This is a genomic window from Rahnella inusitata, from assembly GCF_965118895.1.
In the GTDB taxonomy this organism is placed as follows: domain Bacteria; phylum Pseudomonadota; class Gammaproteobacteria; order Enterobacterales; family Enterobacteriaceae; genus Rahnella; species Rahnella inusitata_A.
Genome location: NZ_CBCPJJ010000004.1, coordinates 205,591 through 222,608, shown reverse-complemented (window position 1 = coordinate 222,608; position 17,018 = coordinate 205,591). Strand labels below are relative to the sequence as shown.

Genomic DNA, 17,018 nt, shown 5'->3' with positions numbered 1-17,018 from the left:
GCCGTTGCAGCCGGTTTTTTGTTTCGATTTTTGCCGTAACCGCTAGCAAAACGATTGTTGCATAAAACTATTGTTCGATACCCAGGCGTGGTATTTCGATTTTCGGGCAGCGATCCATTACCACTCTCAACCCGGCCTCTTTGGCCAGCACTGCGGCCTGTTCGTTGATCACACCTATTTGCAGCCATAGGACTTTCGCTTTAATCGCGATTGCTTCCTGCGCCACGCCGTAAGCAGCGTCGGCATTGCGGAACACATCGACCATATCCACCGGATGTGCGATTTCCGCCAGCGAACCGACAACTTTCTGCCCAAACAGCTCCTGCCCGGCGAGTTTAGGGCTGACCGGGGTGACCTCATAGCCCTGGGAAAGTAAGTAAGCCATGACGCCGTAACTCGGACGCCCCGGATTATCACTGGCACCAACCAGTGCGATGGTTTTCACATTCTGCAGAATGTCGCGGATCTCATTGTCTTGCACGGGATTATCTCCTTTGACCTGTCTGAGCTAAGTGTAACTCAGCATCCGGATTCCGACAGTGTGCCGCTTATAAAAGGAGCGTCATACCTCAGACTGAAACGTGTGAATTTAAAACATTTTGTAAAACTTTGACACACTATCAGCGTTGCTTGATAATAGACAATGAAGAGCGTTGTATTTGAGGAGAGAAGAATGAAAGTCTGTCATGCGCTGGTCGCATTAGCGAGTCTCAGCCTGATGGCGTCAGCTTCGGCGACCTCCCTCAAACTTTCACCGGACGTGGATGTTCTGGTGATTGACGGCAAACTGATGTCTGGTGCCATTCTTAAAGGTGCGGAAAGCCTCGAACTCGATGGTGGTCAGCATCAGATCCTGTTTCAGGTTAGCAAAAGTGTTCATACGGCTGCACCGCAAACTCCCCTGCTTTACCACTCTCCGGCGTTTATCGTCACCTTTAATGCGCAGGGTCACCGCTCTGTTTCCTTCGTTCTGCCGTCATTAAGCAGCGAAAAAGAAACCGTAAAGTTCAGCCACATGATGAATTATCAGCTGGTCAATGAACAAGGTCTTCAGATTAAAACCCAACGTGATGTGCTGAATGTGTTTAATCCCGAGCATGTCGCAGACGCTGAAAAACTCATGATGACCTATAACCTGTCCGGTGCGCGCGCGGCCGTGCCCACGTTCGCCAAAAATAACGCTGAAAGAAAAACGGTAATGACTCGCGAAATGCCTTCGCAGATTGAGTTAACTTATCTTCATCCGCTGTGGACACGTCTCGCCGCCAATGCGGGTATCGAACAGTTTTTGCTCTGGTTTAAACTTCCGGTTAAACAGGAACAAGCGTCGTAACTTAATCTGCATCACGCATTCTCTTTCTTAACACCAAATTATTCCCCCCGCCCTATGCAGTAAAACCCAGTTTCAGTATTCTGTGATCCACTCTTACTTTCGCGTTGAAGGGATTTAGATGGAATTCACAACCCGCACGATCGCCAAACAAAAGCATATTGCTCTCGTCGCGCACGACCATTGCAAAAATACTCTGATGAAATGGGTGGATAAAAACGTCGCTGAGCTTTCTAAGCATGTCCTTTATGCCACCGGCACGACGGGAAATCTGGTTCAGCGCAACACCGGGATTAATGTCAAAAGTATGCTGAGCGGCCCGATGGGCGGCGATCAGCAGGTCGGTGCGCTGATTGCGGAAGGGAAAATTGATATGCTGATTTTTCTGTGGGATCCGCTCAATGCTGTTCCGCACGATCCGGACGTCAAGGCGCTGCTGCGTCTGGCAACGGTGTGGAATATCCCCGTCGCCACCAACCTCTCTACCGCTGACTTTCTGATCCAGTCACCGCTGTTCCAGTCAGAGGTTGAAATTACTATCCCTGATTATCAGCGCTATTTGTGGGCGCGCTTAAAAGAATGATTTATCAAAGGCCCGGCAATCCGGGCCTTTGCGTTACGGTTTTCGCTGCGCCGGTACGCCTATATCTTCCAGCTGCCCGATAAACACCGACGGGCGCGCTTTATCCTGCATCAGCCAGACCTGATGCTTTGCACGGGTCATCGCCACGTACAGCAAGCGCCGCTCTTCCGCATCCATGAAATTCTCCGGCTCCGGTAGTAACGCCTGTTCCAGCACTGATTCACGTGCCGGCGCGGGGAATCCGTCATTGCCTTCATGCAACCCGACAATAATCACGTATTCCGCCTGCTGACCTTTACTGGCATGAATGGTCATAAATTCCAGGTTAAGTTTCGGCCAGCGCGTGGCCGCTTTCTCGAGAATTTGCGGGCGCAGATGGTGATAGCGCGCCAGCACCATAATTCGCTCTTGTGCCGTAACGTAACCGCTGAGCTTATCCAGGAGTTGCTCCATCTGATCCTCAGGAAGGATCACAACGTTTTTCTTGTTGCCCTTCGTCAGGCTGTTAAGCGGTTTTTTCAGCTGATAGGGATTCTGCTGGACGAATTTATTGGCGATTTCACCGATGCGATCGTTAAAGCGATAGGTGGTATCGAGCGCGCACTGCACACCTTCGCCAAAGTTATCTGCAAACGCCGTTGTCAGTGAAAGTTCAGCGCCACTGAAACGGTAAATCGCCTGCCAGTCATCGCCGACGGCAAACAGACTGGTGTGCTTGTTAAGTTTTCGCAGTGCCGAAAGCAACTGTGCGCGTTGTGGCGAAATATCCTGAAATTCATCCACTAAAATGTGTTTCCATGGGCTGACAAAACGACCTTTCTCCAGAATATTAACTGCCTGATGGATAAGCCCGGAAAAATCAACGGCGCCCTCTTCTTTCAGTGCGGTTTTCCACGCTTTCAGGAACGGGGCCATCAGACGGATGCGTTTCTGGAAAAGCTCTTTCACCTCTTCCGGTGCCGCTTCAATCATCTCCGCCTGACTTCCGCCGTGCATGCGCATCAGGCTCAGCCAGCGTTCCAGACGGCTGCCCAGGCGTTCGGCCAGCGCTTTGTTCTTCCAGTAATCACCTTCCGGCACCGTCCATTCCAGCTCTTCTGTCATCCACTGACGCCAGCCGCTGGCCTGAACTTTTTTCTCGGCACACTGTTGTTGCCAGGTTTTGATGAGCAGGCTGCGGCGCGCTTTGGCGTCGGTTTCCAGTTTGCTTATCTTCGGCGCTTTCTTGCTACCTTCCTGGATAATTTGTAAGGCCAGCGCATGGAACGTCTTGGCTTTGATACCGTCGGTGTGCAGACGCTCTTTAATACGGGTGTTCATTTCGTCAGCGGCCTGACGGCCAAATGCCAGCAGGAGAATTTGCTCCGGTTGCGCTTCCTGACGGCGCAGCAACCAACTTGCGCGCGCCACCAGCACCGATGTTTTTCCGCTGCCCGCGCCAGCAAGTACCAGAACCGCATCTTCGCCATTGACCACTGCGCGGCACTGACTGTCGTTGAGCGGAGAAACTTCAACAGTGTCGAAGAAGTCACGATTCTCAGCAATGACCCGTTCAGTCCAGGCCAGATTGCGCCGCTCTACGCTGCGTTTACCCTGTTCTAGCCAGCGCAGGCAGGTCTGATAATCGTCGCGGCAGTTATCAAAATCATCCAGACGCTCAACCGGTACCGGTATGGCGCTAAAGGCCTCGGCGATGTCTTTTTGCACATCAGCAAGATCGACACGTTTGAACCATTTATCCTGCTGCTCAATGTGCTCTATTTTTTGGACCTGCCCGTGCAATACCCCGGCGCTGACGTCGCTCATTTCAACGCTCCAGCTCTGCCAGACCTTAAGCAAATGCTGATAAAAACGCTGCGTTTCCTGCCATTCGGTGCCGTGTAGTCGCACGACTTTTTCATCCGGCAGTTCGAATTCCAGCTCACCCCAGACAATGCCGCGCTTACAGCGGATCTGGATCAACTGATTGAAAGGGATCAGGTAGTGATGTTTGTCGCCGCTGACTTCAACGCCCGCGTTCAGCATGCGTACCCGGTTGTAAGGGTGCTGTGCCAGATGTTTCCCGAAAGAAGTCGATTTCAATTCCATATCATCACACCGTGTTTTCTTTTTATTCCTGACGGAAAAATAGTATGCGTTATTTTACATCTTAAGATGGGTAAAGCGTATTTAGGAGTTCACCTGTGAATAGCAGAGGCGATCCGCTCGAAAAAACAAGGTAGAATAAAGCAGGTGTTTCCATTTAGTGAACATGAAATCTTTTAACATTTTTAATAACTTCGGGAAAATCCCCACATGCGCACTGTACTCAATATTCTTAACTTTGTTTTAGGTGGTTTTTTCACCACGCTCGCCTGGCTGTTCGCCACGCTGGTCAGTATTGTGCTGATTTTCACCCTGCCGCTGACCCGCTCCTGCTGGGAAATCACCCGCCTGTCATTGCTGCCGTTTGGTAATGAAGCCGTGCATGTCGATGATTTATATCCCGAGAGACGTAATGCCCTGCTTTCCGGCGGTGGTACCCTGCTGAATATTTTCTGGTTGATTTTCTTTGGCTGGTGGTTATGTATTTCTCACATTGTTGCGGGTATCGCTCAATGTATCAGTATTATCGGAATTCCTGTTGGCATCGCGAATTTTAAAATCGCTGCGATCGCACTCTGGCCTGTCGGCCGCCGCGTGGTCTCTGTCGAACTGGCCAAACAGATGCGTGAGGCCAATGCCGCCCGCCTTCGTGAAAATGGCCGTATTCGCTGAATAAAACCGCTTTTTAATTGCTGTGACTTTTTTGTTTAACGTGGGGTTTTCGTGCTCTCTATTGCACCAGGTTTAAGGCGTTACGCCTATAACAGCAATGTTCTTTATCACATCAGGATTTTCATTGCTCTGGCAGGCGCCGCAGCGGTGCCATGGTGGTTAGGTCAGATTACGCTGACCATACCTCTGACGCTGGGCGTGGTTGCCGCCGCGCTGGCCGACCTCGACGACCGGCTGGCTGGCCGTTTGCGCAATTTGCTGATTACGCTGGTGTGTTTTTTTATTGCATCGGCGTCAATAGAACTGCTTTTTCCCCATCCGTGGCTTTTCGCGCCCGGACTGATGCTCTCAACCTGCGGATTCATACTGCTTGGCGCACTCGGCCAGCGCTACGCCACTATTGCGTTTGGCGCGTTGCTGATTGCGATTTACACGATGCTTGGCACCAGTATGTACCATATCTGGTATCAGCAGCCGCTGCTCCTGCTGGCTGGTGCCATCTGGTATAACTTGCTTACTCTTGCCGGCCATTTGCTCTACCCTATCCGACCCCTTCAGGATCAGATTTCACGCTGTTTCACTCAACTGGCAGCGTATCTGGAAGCCAAAGCGACCTTGTTTGACCCCGATCAGGAAGACAATAATCAGCAACTGGTGGAACTCGCGATGGCCAACGGGCAACTGGTTGCCACGCTGAACCAGACCAAAAATACGCTGCAAACCCGCCTGAAAGGTGATCGGGGGCAGAAAGGCACCCGCCGCACGCTTCATTACTATTTTGTCGTGCAGGATATTCACGAGCGCGCCAGTTCTTCGCATGTGAAATACCTGAAACTCAGCGAACAGTTCCACCACAGTGACATCCTTTTCCGTTTCCAACGCCTGATGAGTATGCAAGCCCGCGCCTGTTCTCAACTTTCGCAGTGCATTCTTTATCGTCAGCCTTACTCGCATAACAGCCAGTTCGAGCGCGCATTTGCACGGCTCGAAGAAGCGCTCAAACGCCTCGAAGCCCAGGGTGATCATCGTGAAATGTTACAGGCATTGCGACATCTTTTACGCAACCTGCATGCGATCGATGCGCAGCTGGCAAACATCGAATCAGAGCAGTCAGAACCTGAGAACCAGTCCGGCAAGAGTCCTTTTGCAGAGGACCGGTTAACCGGTCTGGATGATATCTGGCTGCGCATTTCGCGCCATTTTACGCCGCAGTCGGTGCTGTTTCGCCACGCCATTCGCATGTCCGTCGTGCTATTTGTCGGATATGTGTTTATTCAGGTTAGTGGAATGAATCACGGATACTGGATTTTGCTGACCAGCCTGTTTGTTTGCCAGCCCAACTACAGCGCAACGCGTCGTCGTCTAGCGCTGAGGATTATCGGCACACTAGCAGGTATCGCGCTGGGTATTCCAATCTTGTATTTCGTCCCTTCCGTTGACGGCCAGATGATCCTGATTGTCATCAGTGGACTGTTATTCTTCGCATTTCGTACCGTGCAATATGCGCAGGCCACCATGTTTATCACCCTGTTGGTGTTATTGTGTTTCAATTTGCTGGGCGAAGGTTTCGAAGTAGCCATACCGCGTATTATCGATACGGTGATTGGCTGTGGGATTGCCTGGGCGGCAGTGAGTTATATCTGGCCTGACTGGAAATTCCGCCAGATTGACAGGGTAGTCAGCAAAACCTTTGAAGCTAACTGCCGCTATCTGGATGCCATTTTGGTGCAATATCATCAGGGCAAAGATAACAGCCTGGATTACCGACTGGCACGCCGCGATGCGCATAACTGCGATGCAGAACTGGCTTCGGTGGTCTCCAACATGAGCTCCGAGAAAAATAACGATCCTGCTACGCTCGACGCTGCATTCAGACTGTTATGCCTCAATCACACTATGCTGAGCTACATTTCAGCACTCGGTGCGCACCGGGAGAAGCTTGAAGATACTGAAACACTTCACCTGCTCGATGATGCGGCGTGTTGTGTGGATGGTGCTCTCAATCATATGCCGACAGAAACAGACCGGATACAGCGCGCGCTTAATCATCTGACTGCGCGGATCCAATTACGAACGACAGAATCCGACAGTAAAGAACAGCTCGTACTTCAGCAGATTGGCTTGCTGGTGGCTCATTTACCTGAGCTCACCAGCCTAAACAACAAAATTCTGCCCGGACAAAGTCATCCCTGAGAAGCACGTCCCGCGCCTGTCAACTTGCTGCGACGTTATGTGTATTTTGACGTTGCTGCTCCATCCGCTCTTGCTGATGGTTATACCACTGAGTTAACAACTCACGGGATGCCATTGGCAAAGCCGCTTCATGAAAGCCCAGAATTGCGCCCTCAAGAGCCATCAATATGTTAATGCTCAGATCCTTTTTGACTGCGCAGAGCTTTTCATACGTCACACATGCCCCTTGCAGGCGAAGATCATCTGAATTTTCGATCCCCACTTCCCATAGCATTCTTTCCAATGCCAGCGTCAGATTAGGTAAGTCTTTGAGCCGCCCGGCTTCGTTGTTTTTTCGTCTGTCGATATCACGTTGCATTCCTCGCAGAGAAAGCATTGCCATCTGACGCAATGCTCTCGGATTTTCCCACTGGGCTTTACTCACCTTAAAATAACGGAGCAGAACGGCCATCCCGCGTTTTCGATAAATCAGCCTTTCCATGCCCTGTTCACAAAAATATTGTTCGGTTTCATGGCTCGCACGCAGATACAGCTCACCGTCTGAGACCAGGGCGAACATCACGCGATTGGCCGATAAACTGTACCCACCAAACTGTGAGCGGGCGCGAATATTACCGAATGAAGCGAAGAGTTCCATACATTGAAGAATACGTTTTTTTGACTGACTTATCATTGCGTTATCCTTTTCACATTAATTCCATACACCCCATTTATGGGTTAGCTAAACAGCTAAAATCAAAATACGCAATGTGGTGCATCCCGCCAAATACAAAATGCATTTGCAGCCTGTTACCTTCGAAATTTGCGAGATATCTTGGAAAAAATTGGGTTGATCTTTGTTCACCACCAGAGTACTGTACATTCATACAGTAACTCACTGGGGTACACCATTATGCGAACTCAACAACATGCAAATCATCATTTTAGTCAGCTTGCTTTGCCGGTAAGTCATCCACAGGTAAATATGTCTGCATCCCTGAATAATGGTCTGATCACTGAGTTCGTCTATAGTGCGAGCCAACCTGCTTTTGCCCAGTTACTCCTGCCTCTGCTTCACCATCTCGGTACACAGTCACGCTGGCTGTTATGGCTTACTCCACAACAAAAACTGAGTCGTGTATGGCTGTCTGAATCGGGTTTGCCCGTTGATAAAATGGTTCAGGTGAATCAGATTACGGCGATGTCGACAGTAGATGCGATGGAAAAAGCGCTTCAAACAGGAAATTACAGCGTGGTGTTGGGATGGCTACCCGAATTGAATGATGTGGAGAGAGAAAGACTGCAAATTGCAGCACGTCAGGGAGGGGCTTACGGGTTCATTATGAAGCCAACAAATGAGCAAAGTTCAGCCAATGGACATCACTCAACAGTAAAAATTCACTCGTCTGTATATCATTAGTTCAAATTAGGAATGTTCTGATGAAAATAATACGGAACTTAGTGATTTGTGCTGGAACAAGCGCCAAAGCCAGTAAAAACGGGCATTCCTGACACAGTTATCCTCCAAGTTTTGTCATCAAAAGGTCAAACACGTTAAAAAATGTGTACGTTTTTCCCTTTTTTTCCACGGTGTTAACACTTCAAGCTTGTAAGTTTCGCGCCACGTTGTAGACTTTACAACGCCAAGGTTGCTCTATAATGCCAACGTAAAGTGGCAAGTTCCTAATTGAAGCAATAACCTTGGCGTAAGGATTTTAACCAAGGGCTTACAGCTTAAAGCTCAATTGCCTATTTGGATGATAACGAGGCGCAAAAATGAAAAAGACAGCTATCGCATTAGCAGTGGCACTGGCAGGTTTCGCTACCGTAGCGCAAGCCGCCCCTAAAGATAACACCTGGTATACCGGTGGTAAATTGGGCTGGTCCCAATACCATGACACTGGTTTCGCAAACGCTTACGAAGGTATCGGCAACGGCCCTACCCACGAAAGCCAACTGGGTGCAGGTGCGTTCTTGGGTTACCAAGCGAACCAATACCTGGGCTTTGAAATGGGATATGACTGGCTTGGTCGCATGCCTTCTAAAGGCAGCGTAAACAACGGCGCGTTCAAAGCACAAGGCGTTCAGCTGGCTGCTAAATTGAGCTACCCACTGACTGACGATCTGGACATCTACACCCGTCTGGGTGGTATGGTCTGGCGTGCAGACTCTAAAGGTAACTTCAACAATGGCGCAGCTGGCCGCATCAGCGACCACGACACCGGTGTTTCTCCACTGGCAGCAGTTGGTGTTGAATACGCAGTTACCAAAAACTGGGCTACCCGTCTGGATTACCAGTGGGTTAACAACATCGGTGACGCAGCTACAGTTGGCGCACGTCCTGATAACGGCATGCTGGCTGTGGGTGTTTCTTACCGTTTCGGTCAAGATGAAGCAGCAGCTCCAGTTGTTGCTCCGGCACCAGCTCCAGCTCCAGTTGTAGAGACTAAGAAATTCACTCTGAAATCTGACGTTCTCTTCAACTTCAACAAAGCGACTCTGAAACCAGAAGGCCAACAGGCTCTGGATCAGCTGTACAGCCAGTTGAGCTCAATCGATCCTAAAGACGGTTCTGTTATCGTTCTGGGTTACACCGACCGTATCGGTTCAGAACAATACAACCAGAAACTGTCTGAGCAACGTGCTCAGAGCGTAGTAGATTACCTGGTATCTAAAGGTATCCCTGCTAACAAGATCTCTGCACAAGGCCAGGGTAAATCTAACCCAGTTACTGGTTCTACCTGTGACTCCGTTAAAGGCCGTGCTGCTCTGATCGACTGTCTGGCACCAGACCGTCGTGTAGAAATCGAAGTTAAAGGCTACAAAGATACTGTTACTCAGCCACAGGCTTAATAACACTCTTTAGCTTTTGCTACAGATATCAAAAACCCCGCCAAGGCGGGGTTTTTTTATGGCTTATTGTTATGACTGAAAGTGGGTATTAATTCAGCAACGTCACTGTTATTTATGAAACACTGATGACGAGAGGATCAGCTGTCTTGTTTACCCAGAATTTGCTGTAAATCTTCTTTCAGTGAAGACATCTGATTGGCGTATTTCTCTTTGCGTTCAGCGTCTTCGAGTAGTTGAATAATCGTATCGGATAACGTCGCACCACGTCGTTGCGCAAGCCCAGCCAAACGCTGCCAGACCAGAAACTCCAGATCGATGGACTTCTTGCGGGTATGCTGATGTTCAGCGTTAAAATGACGTTTGCGGCGCGCACGGATTGTTTGTTTGAGACGATTTTCCAGTGCCGGATTCATATTGTTAGCAATCCAGTCCATGACCTTCACCGGCTCACTTTCCAGACTGAGAAGTTGATTCACTGATTCCTGCGCAGCGCTGTTTTCTAAATGGCGGGTGATCCGCTCACCTTCCCGGTGTTTTTTGACCAGGTATTTCCATTTCCAACCACTTTCCAGATTTTCCAGTTGCTGATATTTCATCGTGAACTCTTATGTGACCACGTAACTTTACTAAGCATAACAGCTTTATTTCATTTTTCACTGCAAATAAACCCGCATATTTTGTTTGTTTTTTGCGCACCTGTTCAGCAATGTGCAGTAACTCGGATTCGGTCGTGACTCTCATTGTATGCAGCCGTGTTTATTCTTGTATAATCGCACTTTCCCTTTTTATAGAAAACAGCTAACACATTGACCAATAACCGACTTGACTGGCAGCTTTTACTGCCCGACTCCGCGCCTTATGAGGCAATTTTTGCAACGGCTGCCCAGTTAGCCCCTGTCGATTTCGCTGGAACTCAGCCTCGGCTGGAAAATGGTTTAACGCTGTTTTGTCATCCCCGCTCGCGCCCCCGCTTTATGGTTCTTAAAGCGCAGGAAAACCGTGAGTACCTTTCCCGTATCTGCAATGTGGTCAGCGAGCTGTTGCCTGAGCCGGATGACGTCGTCGGAAACCGCTATCACATTGAAGGTAACAAGGTAACTTTGCTGGCGGCTAAATCGGCAGAAGATGCTTTTGCAGCCAAGTTTACCTGCCAGTACCGCGAATGGATTGAACCTGAACAGCTGTTTGGTTGCGTCCGCGTGTATAAGGACCAGCTCCAACTTGAGCCTGGTCTGGTACATCACATCAATGGTGGCGTGCTGATATTGTCGATTCGCAGCCTGCTCGCTCAGCCCCTGATGTGGTTACGTCTGAAGCAGATGATTACTGAGGGGCAATATCATTGGGTGTCACCTGATGAAACTCGTCCTCTGCCCGCGTCCATTCCGCCGATGCCGTTGGATATCCGCGTAATTCTGGTCGGTGATCGCCTGTCTCTGGGGGATCTCAGTGATATGGAACCGGAGCTGATGGATTCTTCCATCTACGGTGAATTCGAAGCTGACCTGCCGTTGACCGAACCGAGTGACATGGAAACCTGGTGCGGATATATCAATACGCTGGCGGATGAGCTGGAAGTCCCGCGGCTTGCTGCGGATGCGTGGCCAGAGTTTCTGAAAATAGCAATCCGACAGAGTACCGATCAGGGAAGTCTGACATTAGACCCGGTCTGGCTGAATATGCAACTTAGCGAAGCGGCTCTCTACAACGAAGACGAGCTTCTGAGCGCGAAGGCGTTAGAAGCGGCGTCCAATGCCCGTGCATGGCGTGAAAGCTATTTGCAGGAACGCATGCAGGATGAAATTGAGCTGGGGCAGATCCGCATTGAAACCGAAGGAGAAGTCGTCGGCCAAATCAACGGCCTCTCCGTTCTGGAATATCCAGGGCACCCGAGGGCATTAGGTGAACCTTCGCGCATTAGTTGTGTCGTACACACCGGCGACGGTGAATTTACTGATGTCGAGCGTAAAGCGGAACTGGGCGGTAATCTTCATGCCAAGGGTATGATGATTATGCAGGCCTTTTTGATATCCGAGTTAGAACTTGACCAGCCACTGCCCTTCTCCGCCTCGATTGTGTTTGAGCAGTCTTACGGTGAAGTGGATGGCGACAGCGCCTCCCTTGCTGAACTCTGCGCACTGATCAGTGCGCTCTCGATGCAGCCGATAAACCAGCAAATTGCGGTGACAGGTTCTGTCGATCAGTTTGGGAACGTGCAACCTATTGGTGGCGTTAATGAGAAAATCGAAGGTTTCTTCGAAGTTTGTCAACGTCGCGGTTTGACCGGTAAGCAAGGGGTCATTCTGCCTGCCAGCAACGTGCGTAATTTGTGCCTGCATCCGCAGGTCCTGGACGCCGTTCGCGAAGGCCAGTTTCATTTATGGGCAGTAGATAACGCAGCCGAAGCGCTGCCTATCCTGACCGGACTGATTTACTCAAACGAAGGAGAAGGTGAAGAAGAGCGTCCGAGTTTGTTGGGGTTGATCCAGCAGCGCATTGCGCTGGCAACATCGCAAGGTGGCCCGCGTTATCCCTGGCCTCTTCGTTGGTTGAACTGGTTTAGTCACAGCTGATCGGAGTTGTTCAGCTTACAGCTGTAAGCTAATCTTCGTCCTTCATTAAAATAAGGCTTACTTAGAACATGGTAGATAAACGCGATTCCTATACGAAAGAAGACCTCATAGCTTCCGGCCGCAGTGAACTCTTCGGCGCTGGCGGTCCTCCGTTACCGTCAGGCAACATGCTGATGATGGATCGCATCGTCAAGATGCAAGAAGATGGCGGCAGCCATGGCAAAGGCTATGTAGAAGCTGAACTGGATATCAATCCTGATTTGTGGTTCTTCGGCTGCCACTTCATCGGTGACCCGGTGATGCCTGGTTGTCTGGGTCTGGACGCCATGTGGCAGTTAGTCGGCTTCTATCTGGGCTGGCTCGGTGGCGAAGGCAAAGGCCGCGCACTCGGTGTCGGCGAAGTGAAATTCACCGGACAGGTTCTGCCTACGGCCAAAGTGGTGACTTATCGCCTGAACTTCAAACGCGTCATCAACCGTAAACTGATCATGGGCGTCGCCGATGGTGAGGTTCTGGTTGACGGTGTGGTTATCTACACCGCGACCGATCTGAAAGTCGGTCTGTTCAAGGACGCCGCTGCGTTCTAAATGTTAAAATACCGCGTTTTACAGAACGGCGAGCCTTGAGGGTTCGCCGTTTTTTATGTCTGGTGATTTTTTTTGATTATTTTTTATTGAGAACATTTTACCGGGAATCATGTTTGCGTCATCGCTAGCCACACAAACGAAAACCTCCGCGCGTAGCGGAGGTTGTTCCTTATTCTGACAGAGCTGTCGCTTAAGCGTTAACGGCCCTGACCTCCATGGCTTGTCGCCAACCCCCGAGCCAATGTGATCGGGCATCTAACGATTGGTAGGGGCAAATCTCTTTAGAGCGCCCGCCAATACCTGCTTGGTAACCACGTGATTGTGCCCGTTCCAGGCGATCGCGTTTTTGTCTCTTCATGCCTTGTATCCCTCATTTATTCAGGTCTAGGTGGAAAGAAAACAGTGGTACGCTTCTGCGTCCACCTCTAACAAATAGCCGCAATCGCAGACGAGGTCAATGCTCAAAATTCACGCCAATGTCATAAATTTGAGATATTTTATCGGATTGCGCGCAAATCAATAGCGCATCAAGAATCACATCTGGCTGATCACAAATAAAAAATCCCGGCGTCTGAAATTCAGAAACCGGGATTTATATTGTTTAGCTTAAATAAAATTAAGCTAAAAAAGTTTTTATCTTATTTGTGCAGCTATCTGGCTTGCTTCTTGCTGCCATCCGGTCGCCAGGGTCCTGACCAAAGCGTCATAACCGTCTTCACCCTGTTTCAGATTCAGTGCAAAATCACGCTGAACGGTCTGCCCCTGACGAGTCAGCGTCCAGCTACCACTTACTACGACGATGCCATCATAACGACCGTGGAAACCGGTGACGTTCACATTCAGCACATCCTGATCGTCGGAACTGGCTGGCTGACCTGAAACCAGATAGCCTGGCAAATCTCGGCGCAGATAGGTCACCAGTGATTGCTGAAGCTGCTGATCCAGCGGGCTGGCCCACAGGTTATTTTGCGTCAGCGTGTATTGCACATCATTGGTCTGATACACCAGCCCTGAACCTGCCAGATAATCAGCCACGCTTACGTGCTCAACCCACAGCTTACGCTGCTCCACCATGCCAGATGACGACGCGCTGCCCGCTGCCGGTGAGCTGCTCAGCACCGGCAGCTGGTAGTAGGTTTTCTGCTCACTGCTGCTGCAGGCAGTCAGGAATAATGCTAAGACGACGGGTATCCATTTTTTCATCATTTGGCCTTCTTCGGCTGAGGATCATCTTGCCCTGGGGCGGCGAAAATCAGAGCGTTACTTTTCTGGTTCAGCGTTTTCAGTACCGGCTGAAGCTCACGCAAGGTTTTATCCAGGCTTTGCATATCGCCCACCAGATTGCCGTACGCAGGTGAACCTGGCTGGAAGCCTTTCAGGCTGCGGTTCAGCTGGATCAACGTCTGCTGCATATCCTGAGGTAACGCCTTCATCTCTTTGCTGCTGACAATCGCATTCAGAGACTCAATGGTTTTCTGCGTGGACTTCATCGTTCTCTGACTTTCGGCTAATGTGCTGGTGGCTTCACGTAGCATAGGTTCGATTGGCAGATTGTTAATTTTATCCAGCGTGGTCATCAGTTTTTGCTGGATCTGCGCGAATCCACCACTCACGGTCGGCAGCAGTTTATGTCCGGCAACTTCCAGCGGCCCTTTCCACGGTTTTTCATTCGGATAGAAATCGAGATCAACATACATCGAGCCTGTCAGCAGGTTGGCTGATTTCATCGAAGCACGCAGGCCCTCAGCGATACCATCACGAATATGATCGGCAATGTTAAAATCGCTGCCGAGTAACTGTGCAAAGCGATCCGGTTCAATGCGGATCAGCACAGGGATACGATAGTCGTTCGCAATTTGCTGTTTCAGCGCATTGATCGGGAAAGGTACTTCTGAAACCGTACCGAGCCTGATGCCGCGGAATTCGACCGGTGCGCCCGGTTGCAGGCCGCGAACAGAATCAGAGAAGAACATCACGTAATCCATATGGCGGGTATACAGCGATTCCTGAATGCTTTTTTGATCGTCAAACAGCTGGTAGTTATCGCCGTTTTTCGCTTCCTGCCCTTGCGTCCAGCCATTAGGAATATCAAAGCTGACGCCACCGCTAAACAGCGTGGTCAGGGAACCCATTTCCACACGCATACCGGCAGCAGACATATCAAAGTTAACGCCGCTGTCTTTCCAGAAGCGCACATTGTCAGATACCAGCGTGTCATAAGGCGCGCGAATGAAGAGCTGGTATTTGATGTTACGGGCTTTCGGATCAAAGTGGCTGGTTTCAACCGTACCCACCTGGAAACCACGGAACAGCACAGGGTCACCGGGGCTAAGCTGGCCAGAGCGTTCACTCTCCAGAACCACGCGAATACCTTTAGCATCTGGCGAGGCCAGCGGCGGAGAGTCATCTAGTTTATATTCTGATTTTTCGCTGCCTTTATTGCCCGGTTGTAGCTGGATATACGCGCCGGACAACAATGTGCCCAGACCGGAGACGCCTTCGCGGCCGATTTGCGGTTTGACCACCCAGAATACGGAATCATCACGCAGCATTTTTTCCATACCGGTGTTCAGACGTGCCTTGATAATAACCTGCTGTAAGTCATCGCTCAGGGTCACTGTTTCAACTTTACCCACATCAACGTTTCGGCTTTTGATGGTGGTTTTCCCGCCCTCAATTCCTTCTGCTGTTGTGGTGATCAGAGTGACTTCCGGTCCCTGATGGCTGTAGTGATAAAACAGGATCCATGCCCCGATCAGCGCAGTGACGATCGGGACAATCCACACCGGTGACCAGCGTTTAATCTTTTCTACTTTGGCAGTTCCGTCATGCTCTGCCATATTATTTCCTGCCATCTTGTGGCTCCTTTGTAGATTTCATTCCGGCACGATCCCAAATGAGCCTTGGGTCAAACGTCATTGCAGCGAACATAGTGAGGATGACGACGCCAGCAAACAGCAGCGCCCCGATGTCCGGATAAATACTCATGAGCTGCCCCATTCTTACCAGCGCAGAAAGTACCGCAATTACAAACACGTCTATCATCGACCAGCGGCCGACAAATTCAACCAGTTCGTAAATCACATGCAACCTTTCACGGTCGATTTCTTTATTGCTGTTTGCGTCCCAGCATAGCCACGCAATAGCAATCATTTTTAAGGTCGGCACCATGATACTGGCGATAAAAATCACCATCGCTACCGGGTACGAACCGTCACTCCATAGCAGCACGACGCCGGCCATGATCGTCGAAGGCATCGGGGTTCCCAATACCTGTGTGATCATAATTGGCAGCAGATTCGCCGGGAGATATAACAAAACTGAGGTGACCAGCAGCGCCATCGTCCATTGCAGGCTGTTCTTACGCCGCGCATGTCCTTTGCTTTTACAACGTCCGCACTCAGTCTGGTCGACCGGCAAAATCGCCATGCAGCAATGACAGGAACGAAGCCCCTGACGCAGACCGCTTTCACCCACGCGAACTGGTTGCTCCACCGCCGGCGCTGGCTCAATGTGCTGCCATAGCCAGAAACGATCGGTGCACTGGAAGGCGCGTAGTTGCAGTAAGCAAAACAGGACATAAGGGATGAAACTGGTCCCGACCCCCACGTCACCGTAAGCCATCAGTTTCACGAAGCTGACCAGGACGCCTGCGAGAAAAATCTCCACCATGCACCAGCTTTTCAGCCTGAACAGAGTGCGGGCGATACTGACTTTCCAGTGGACTGGAATATTCATCCCCTTATAAAGGATGATGATCGACACCATGCATATTGCCGGAAGCAGTTGCACCACGATCATAAACAGTGATGCCATACTGGCGTAATCTTCTGACACCAATACCTGCGGGATCTGCACCAGCGTGACTTCGCTGCTCAGTCCGGCAACATTCATATTAACGAAGGGGAAAAGGTTGGCCAGCACCAGCATAAATAAGGCGCTGATTGCGTAACCGACGGGGCGTCTGCGTGGTTCATTCCAGCGGGTTGTCAGCGTTGTATGGCAACGGGGACACACGGCCTTCTGCCCGATATGCAGACCAGGTATTGCCACCAGCATGTCGCATTGGGGGCATAAAATGTGCGGGCCATGGGCATCAGAACACACAATCGACTCCTCAATAGCGGAAATGCCAAAAATATCGGCAACCGGTTATCCATTAG

16 protein-coding genes are annotated in these 17,018 nt (G+C 50.4%); 8 read left to right on the top strand and 8 right to left on the bottom strand.

All coding sequences use genetic code 11. The features are described from left to right. Window positions 1-67: 67 nt before the first annotated feature. Entirely contained in the window at window positions 68-481 is a 414-nt protein-coding gene (locus tag ACMHLI_RS04755; protein ID WP_413528470.1) for a CoA-binding protein, read from the bottom strand. 192 nt (window positions 482-673) lie between these two features. On the opposite strand from ACMHLI_RS04755, the gene ACMHLI_RS04750 reads away from it, so the two are divergent. Together ACMHLI_RS04750 and mgsA are read left to right on the top strand one after the other, a co-directional pair. Beyond that, a complete protein-coding gene (locus tag ACMHLI_RS04750; RefSeq protein WP_413528469.1) occupies window positions 674-1,333 on the top strand; it encodes a DUF2057 family protein in 660 nt (219 codons plus the stop codon). A 118-nt stretch (window positions 1,334-1,451) separates the two neighbouring features. Next, window positions 1,452-1,913 (top strand): methylglyoxal synthase, encoded by a 462-nt coding sequence (mgsA, locus tag ACMHLI_RS04745; RefSeq protein WP_413528468.1) that lies wholly within the window; start codon window positions 1,452-1,454, stop codon window positions 1,911-1,913. 33 nt (window positions 1,914-1,946) lie between these two features. Here mgsA and helD read toward each other — a convergent pair whose 3' ends face one another. After that, window positions 1,947-4,001 (bottom strand): DNA helicase IV, encoded by a 2,055-nt coding sequence (helD, locus tag ACMHLI_RS04740; RefSeq protein WP_413528467.1) that lies wholly within the window; start codon window positions 3,999-4,001, stop codon window positions 1,947-1,949. A gap of 207 nt (window positions 4,002-4,208) precedes the next feature. On the opposite strand from helD, the gene ACMHLI_RS04735 reads away from it, so the two are divergent. Beyond that, on the top strand, window positions 4,209-4,670 hold the full coding sequence (locus tag ACMHLI_RS04735; RefSeq protein WP_413528466.1) for a YccF domain-containing protein: 462 nt from the start codon (window positions 4,209-4,211) through the stop codon (window positions 4,668-4,670). Between the two features lie 51 nt (window positions 4,671-4,721). Next, window positions 4,722-6,863 (top strand): YccS family putative transporter, encoded by a 2,142-nt coding sequence (gene yccS, locus ACMHLI_RS04730; RefSeq protein ID WP_413528465.1) that lies wholly within the window; start codon window positions 4,722-4,724, stop codon window positions 6,861-6,863. A 19-nt stretch (window positions 6,864-6,882) separates the two neighbouring features. Here the strand turns inward: yccS and ACMHLI_RS04725 are convergent, their stop codons facing one another. Continuing rightward, window positions 6,883-7,536, bottom strand: coding sequence for a TfoX/Sxy family DNA transformation protein (locus ACMHLI_RS04725; protein ID WP_413528464.1), 654 nt, complete (start codon window positions 7,534-7,536; stop codon window positions 6,883-6,885). A 219-nt stretch (window positions 7,537-7,755) separates the two neighbouring features. On the opposite strand from ACMHLI_RS04725, the gene sulA reads away from it, so the two are divergent. Then, window positions 7,756-8,262, top strand: coding sequence for an SOS-induced cell division inhibitor SulA (gene sulA, locus ACMHLI_RS04720; protein WP_413528463.1), 507 nt, complete (start codon window positions 7,756-7,758; stop codon window positions 8,260-8,262). Between the two features lie 356 nt (window positions 8,263-8,618). After that, window positions 8,619-9,695, top strand: coding sequence for a porin OmpA (gene ompA, locus ACMHLI_RS04715; protein ID WP_413528462.1), 1,077 nt, complete (start codon window positions 8,619-8,621; stop codon window positions 9,693-9,695). Between the two features lie 137 nt (window positions 9,696-9,832). Here ompA and matP read toward each other — a convergent pair whose 3' ends face one another. Further along, the gene (gene matP / locus ACMHLI_RS04710; protein WP_112166292.1) at window positions 9,833-10,291 is read right to left on the bottom strand and encodes a macrodomain Ter protein MatP; all 459 of its coding nucleotides are present in this window, start codon (window positions 10,289-10,291) and stop codon (window positions 9,833-9,835) included. 210 nt (window positions 10,292-10,501) lie between these two features. Between matP and ACMHLI_RS04705 the strand changes: the two genes are divergently transcribed. Both ACMHLI_RS04705 and fabA read left to right on the top strand, forming a co-directional pair. Then, entirely contained in the window at window positions 10,502-12,268 is a 1,767-nt protein-coding gene (locus ACMHLI_RS04705) for an AAA family ATPase (protein WP_413528461.1), read from the top strand. A 68-nt stretch (window positions 12,269-12,336) separates the two neighbouring features. Then, window positions 12,337-12,855, top strand: coding sequence for a bifunctional 3-hydroxydecanoyl-ACP dehydratase/trans-2-decenoyl-ACP isomerase (gene fabA, locus ACMHLI_RS04700; RefSeq protein WP_413528460.1), 519 nt, complete (start codon window positions 12,337-12,339; stop codon window positions 12,853-12,855). A gap of 190 nt (window positions 12,856-13,045) precedes the next feature. Here fabA and rmf read toward each other — a convergent pair whose 3' ends face one another. The 4 genes from rmf to pqiA all read right to left on the bottom strand — a co-directional run bounded on the left by rmf (window position 13,046) and on the right by pqiA (window position 16,965). Continuing rightward, window positions 13,046-13,213, bottom strand: coding sequence for a ribosome modulation factor (gene rmf, locus ACMHLI_RS04695; protein ID WP_112166295.1), 168 nt, complete (start codon window positions 13,211-13,213; stop codon window positions 13,046-13,048). Window positions 13,214-13,488: 275 nt separating this feature from the next. Then, window positions 13,489-14,058 (bottom strand): membrane integrity-associated transporter subunit PqiC, encoded by a 570-nt coding sequence (gene pqiC / locus ACMHLI_RS04690; RefSeq protein ID WP_413528479.1) that lies wholly within the window; start codon window positions 14,056-14,058, stop codon window positions 13,489-13,491. Next, the gene (gene pqiB / locus ACMHLI_RS04685; RefSeq protein WP_413528459.1) at window positions 14,058-15,710 is read right to left on the bottom strand and encodes an intermembrane transport protein PqiB; all 1,653 of its coding nucleotides are present in this window, start codon (window positions 15,708-15,710) and stop codon (window positions 14,058-14,060) included. Before pqiB ends, pqiC begins: the two co-directional genes overlap by 1 nt. Beyond that, window positions 15,697-16,965, bottom strand: a complete 1,269-nt coding sequence (gene pqiA, locus ACMHLI_RS04680) for a membrane integrity-associated transporter subunit PqiA (RefSeq protein ID WP_413528478.1) — start codon at window positions 16,963-16,965, stop codon at window positions 15,697-15,699. Before pqiA ends, pqiB begins: the two co-directional genes overlap by 14 nt. Window positions 16,966-17,018: the final 53 nt, after the last annotated feature.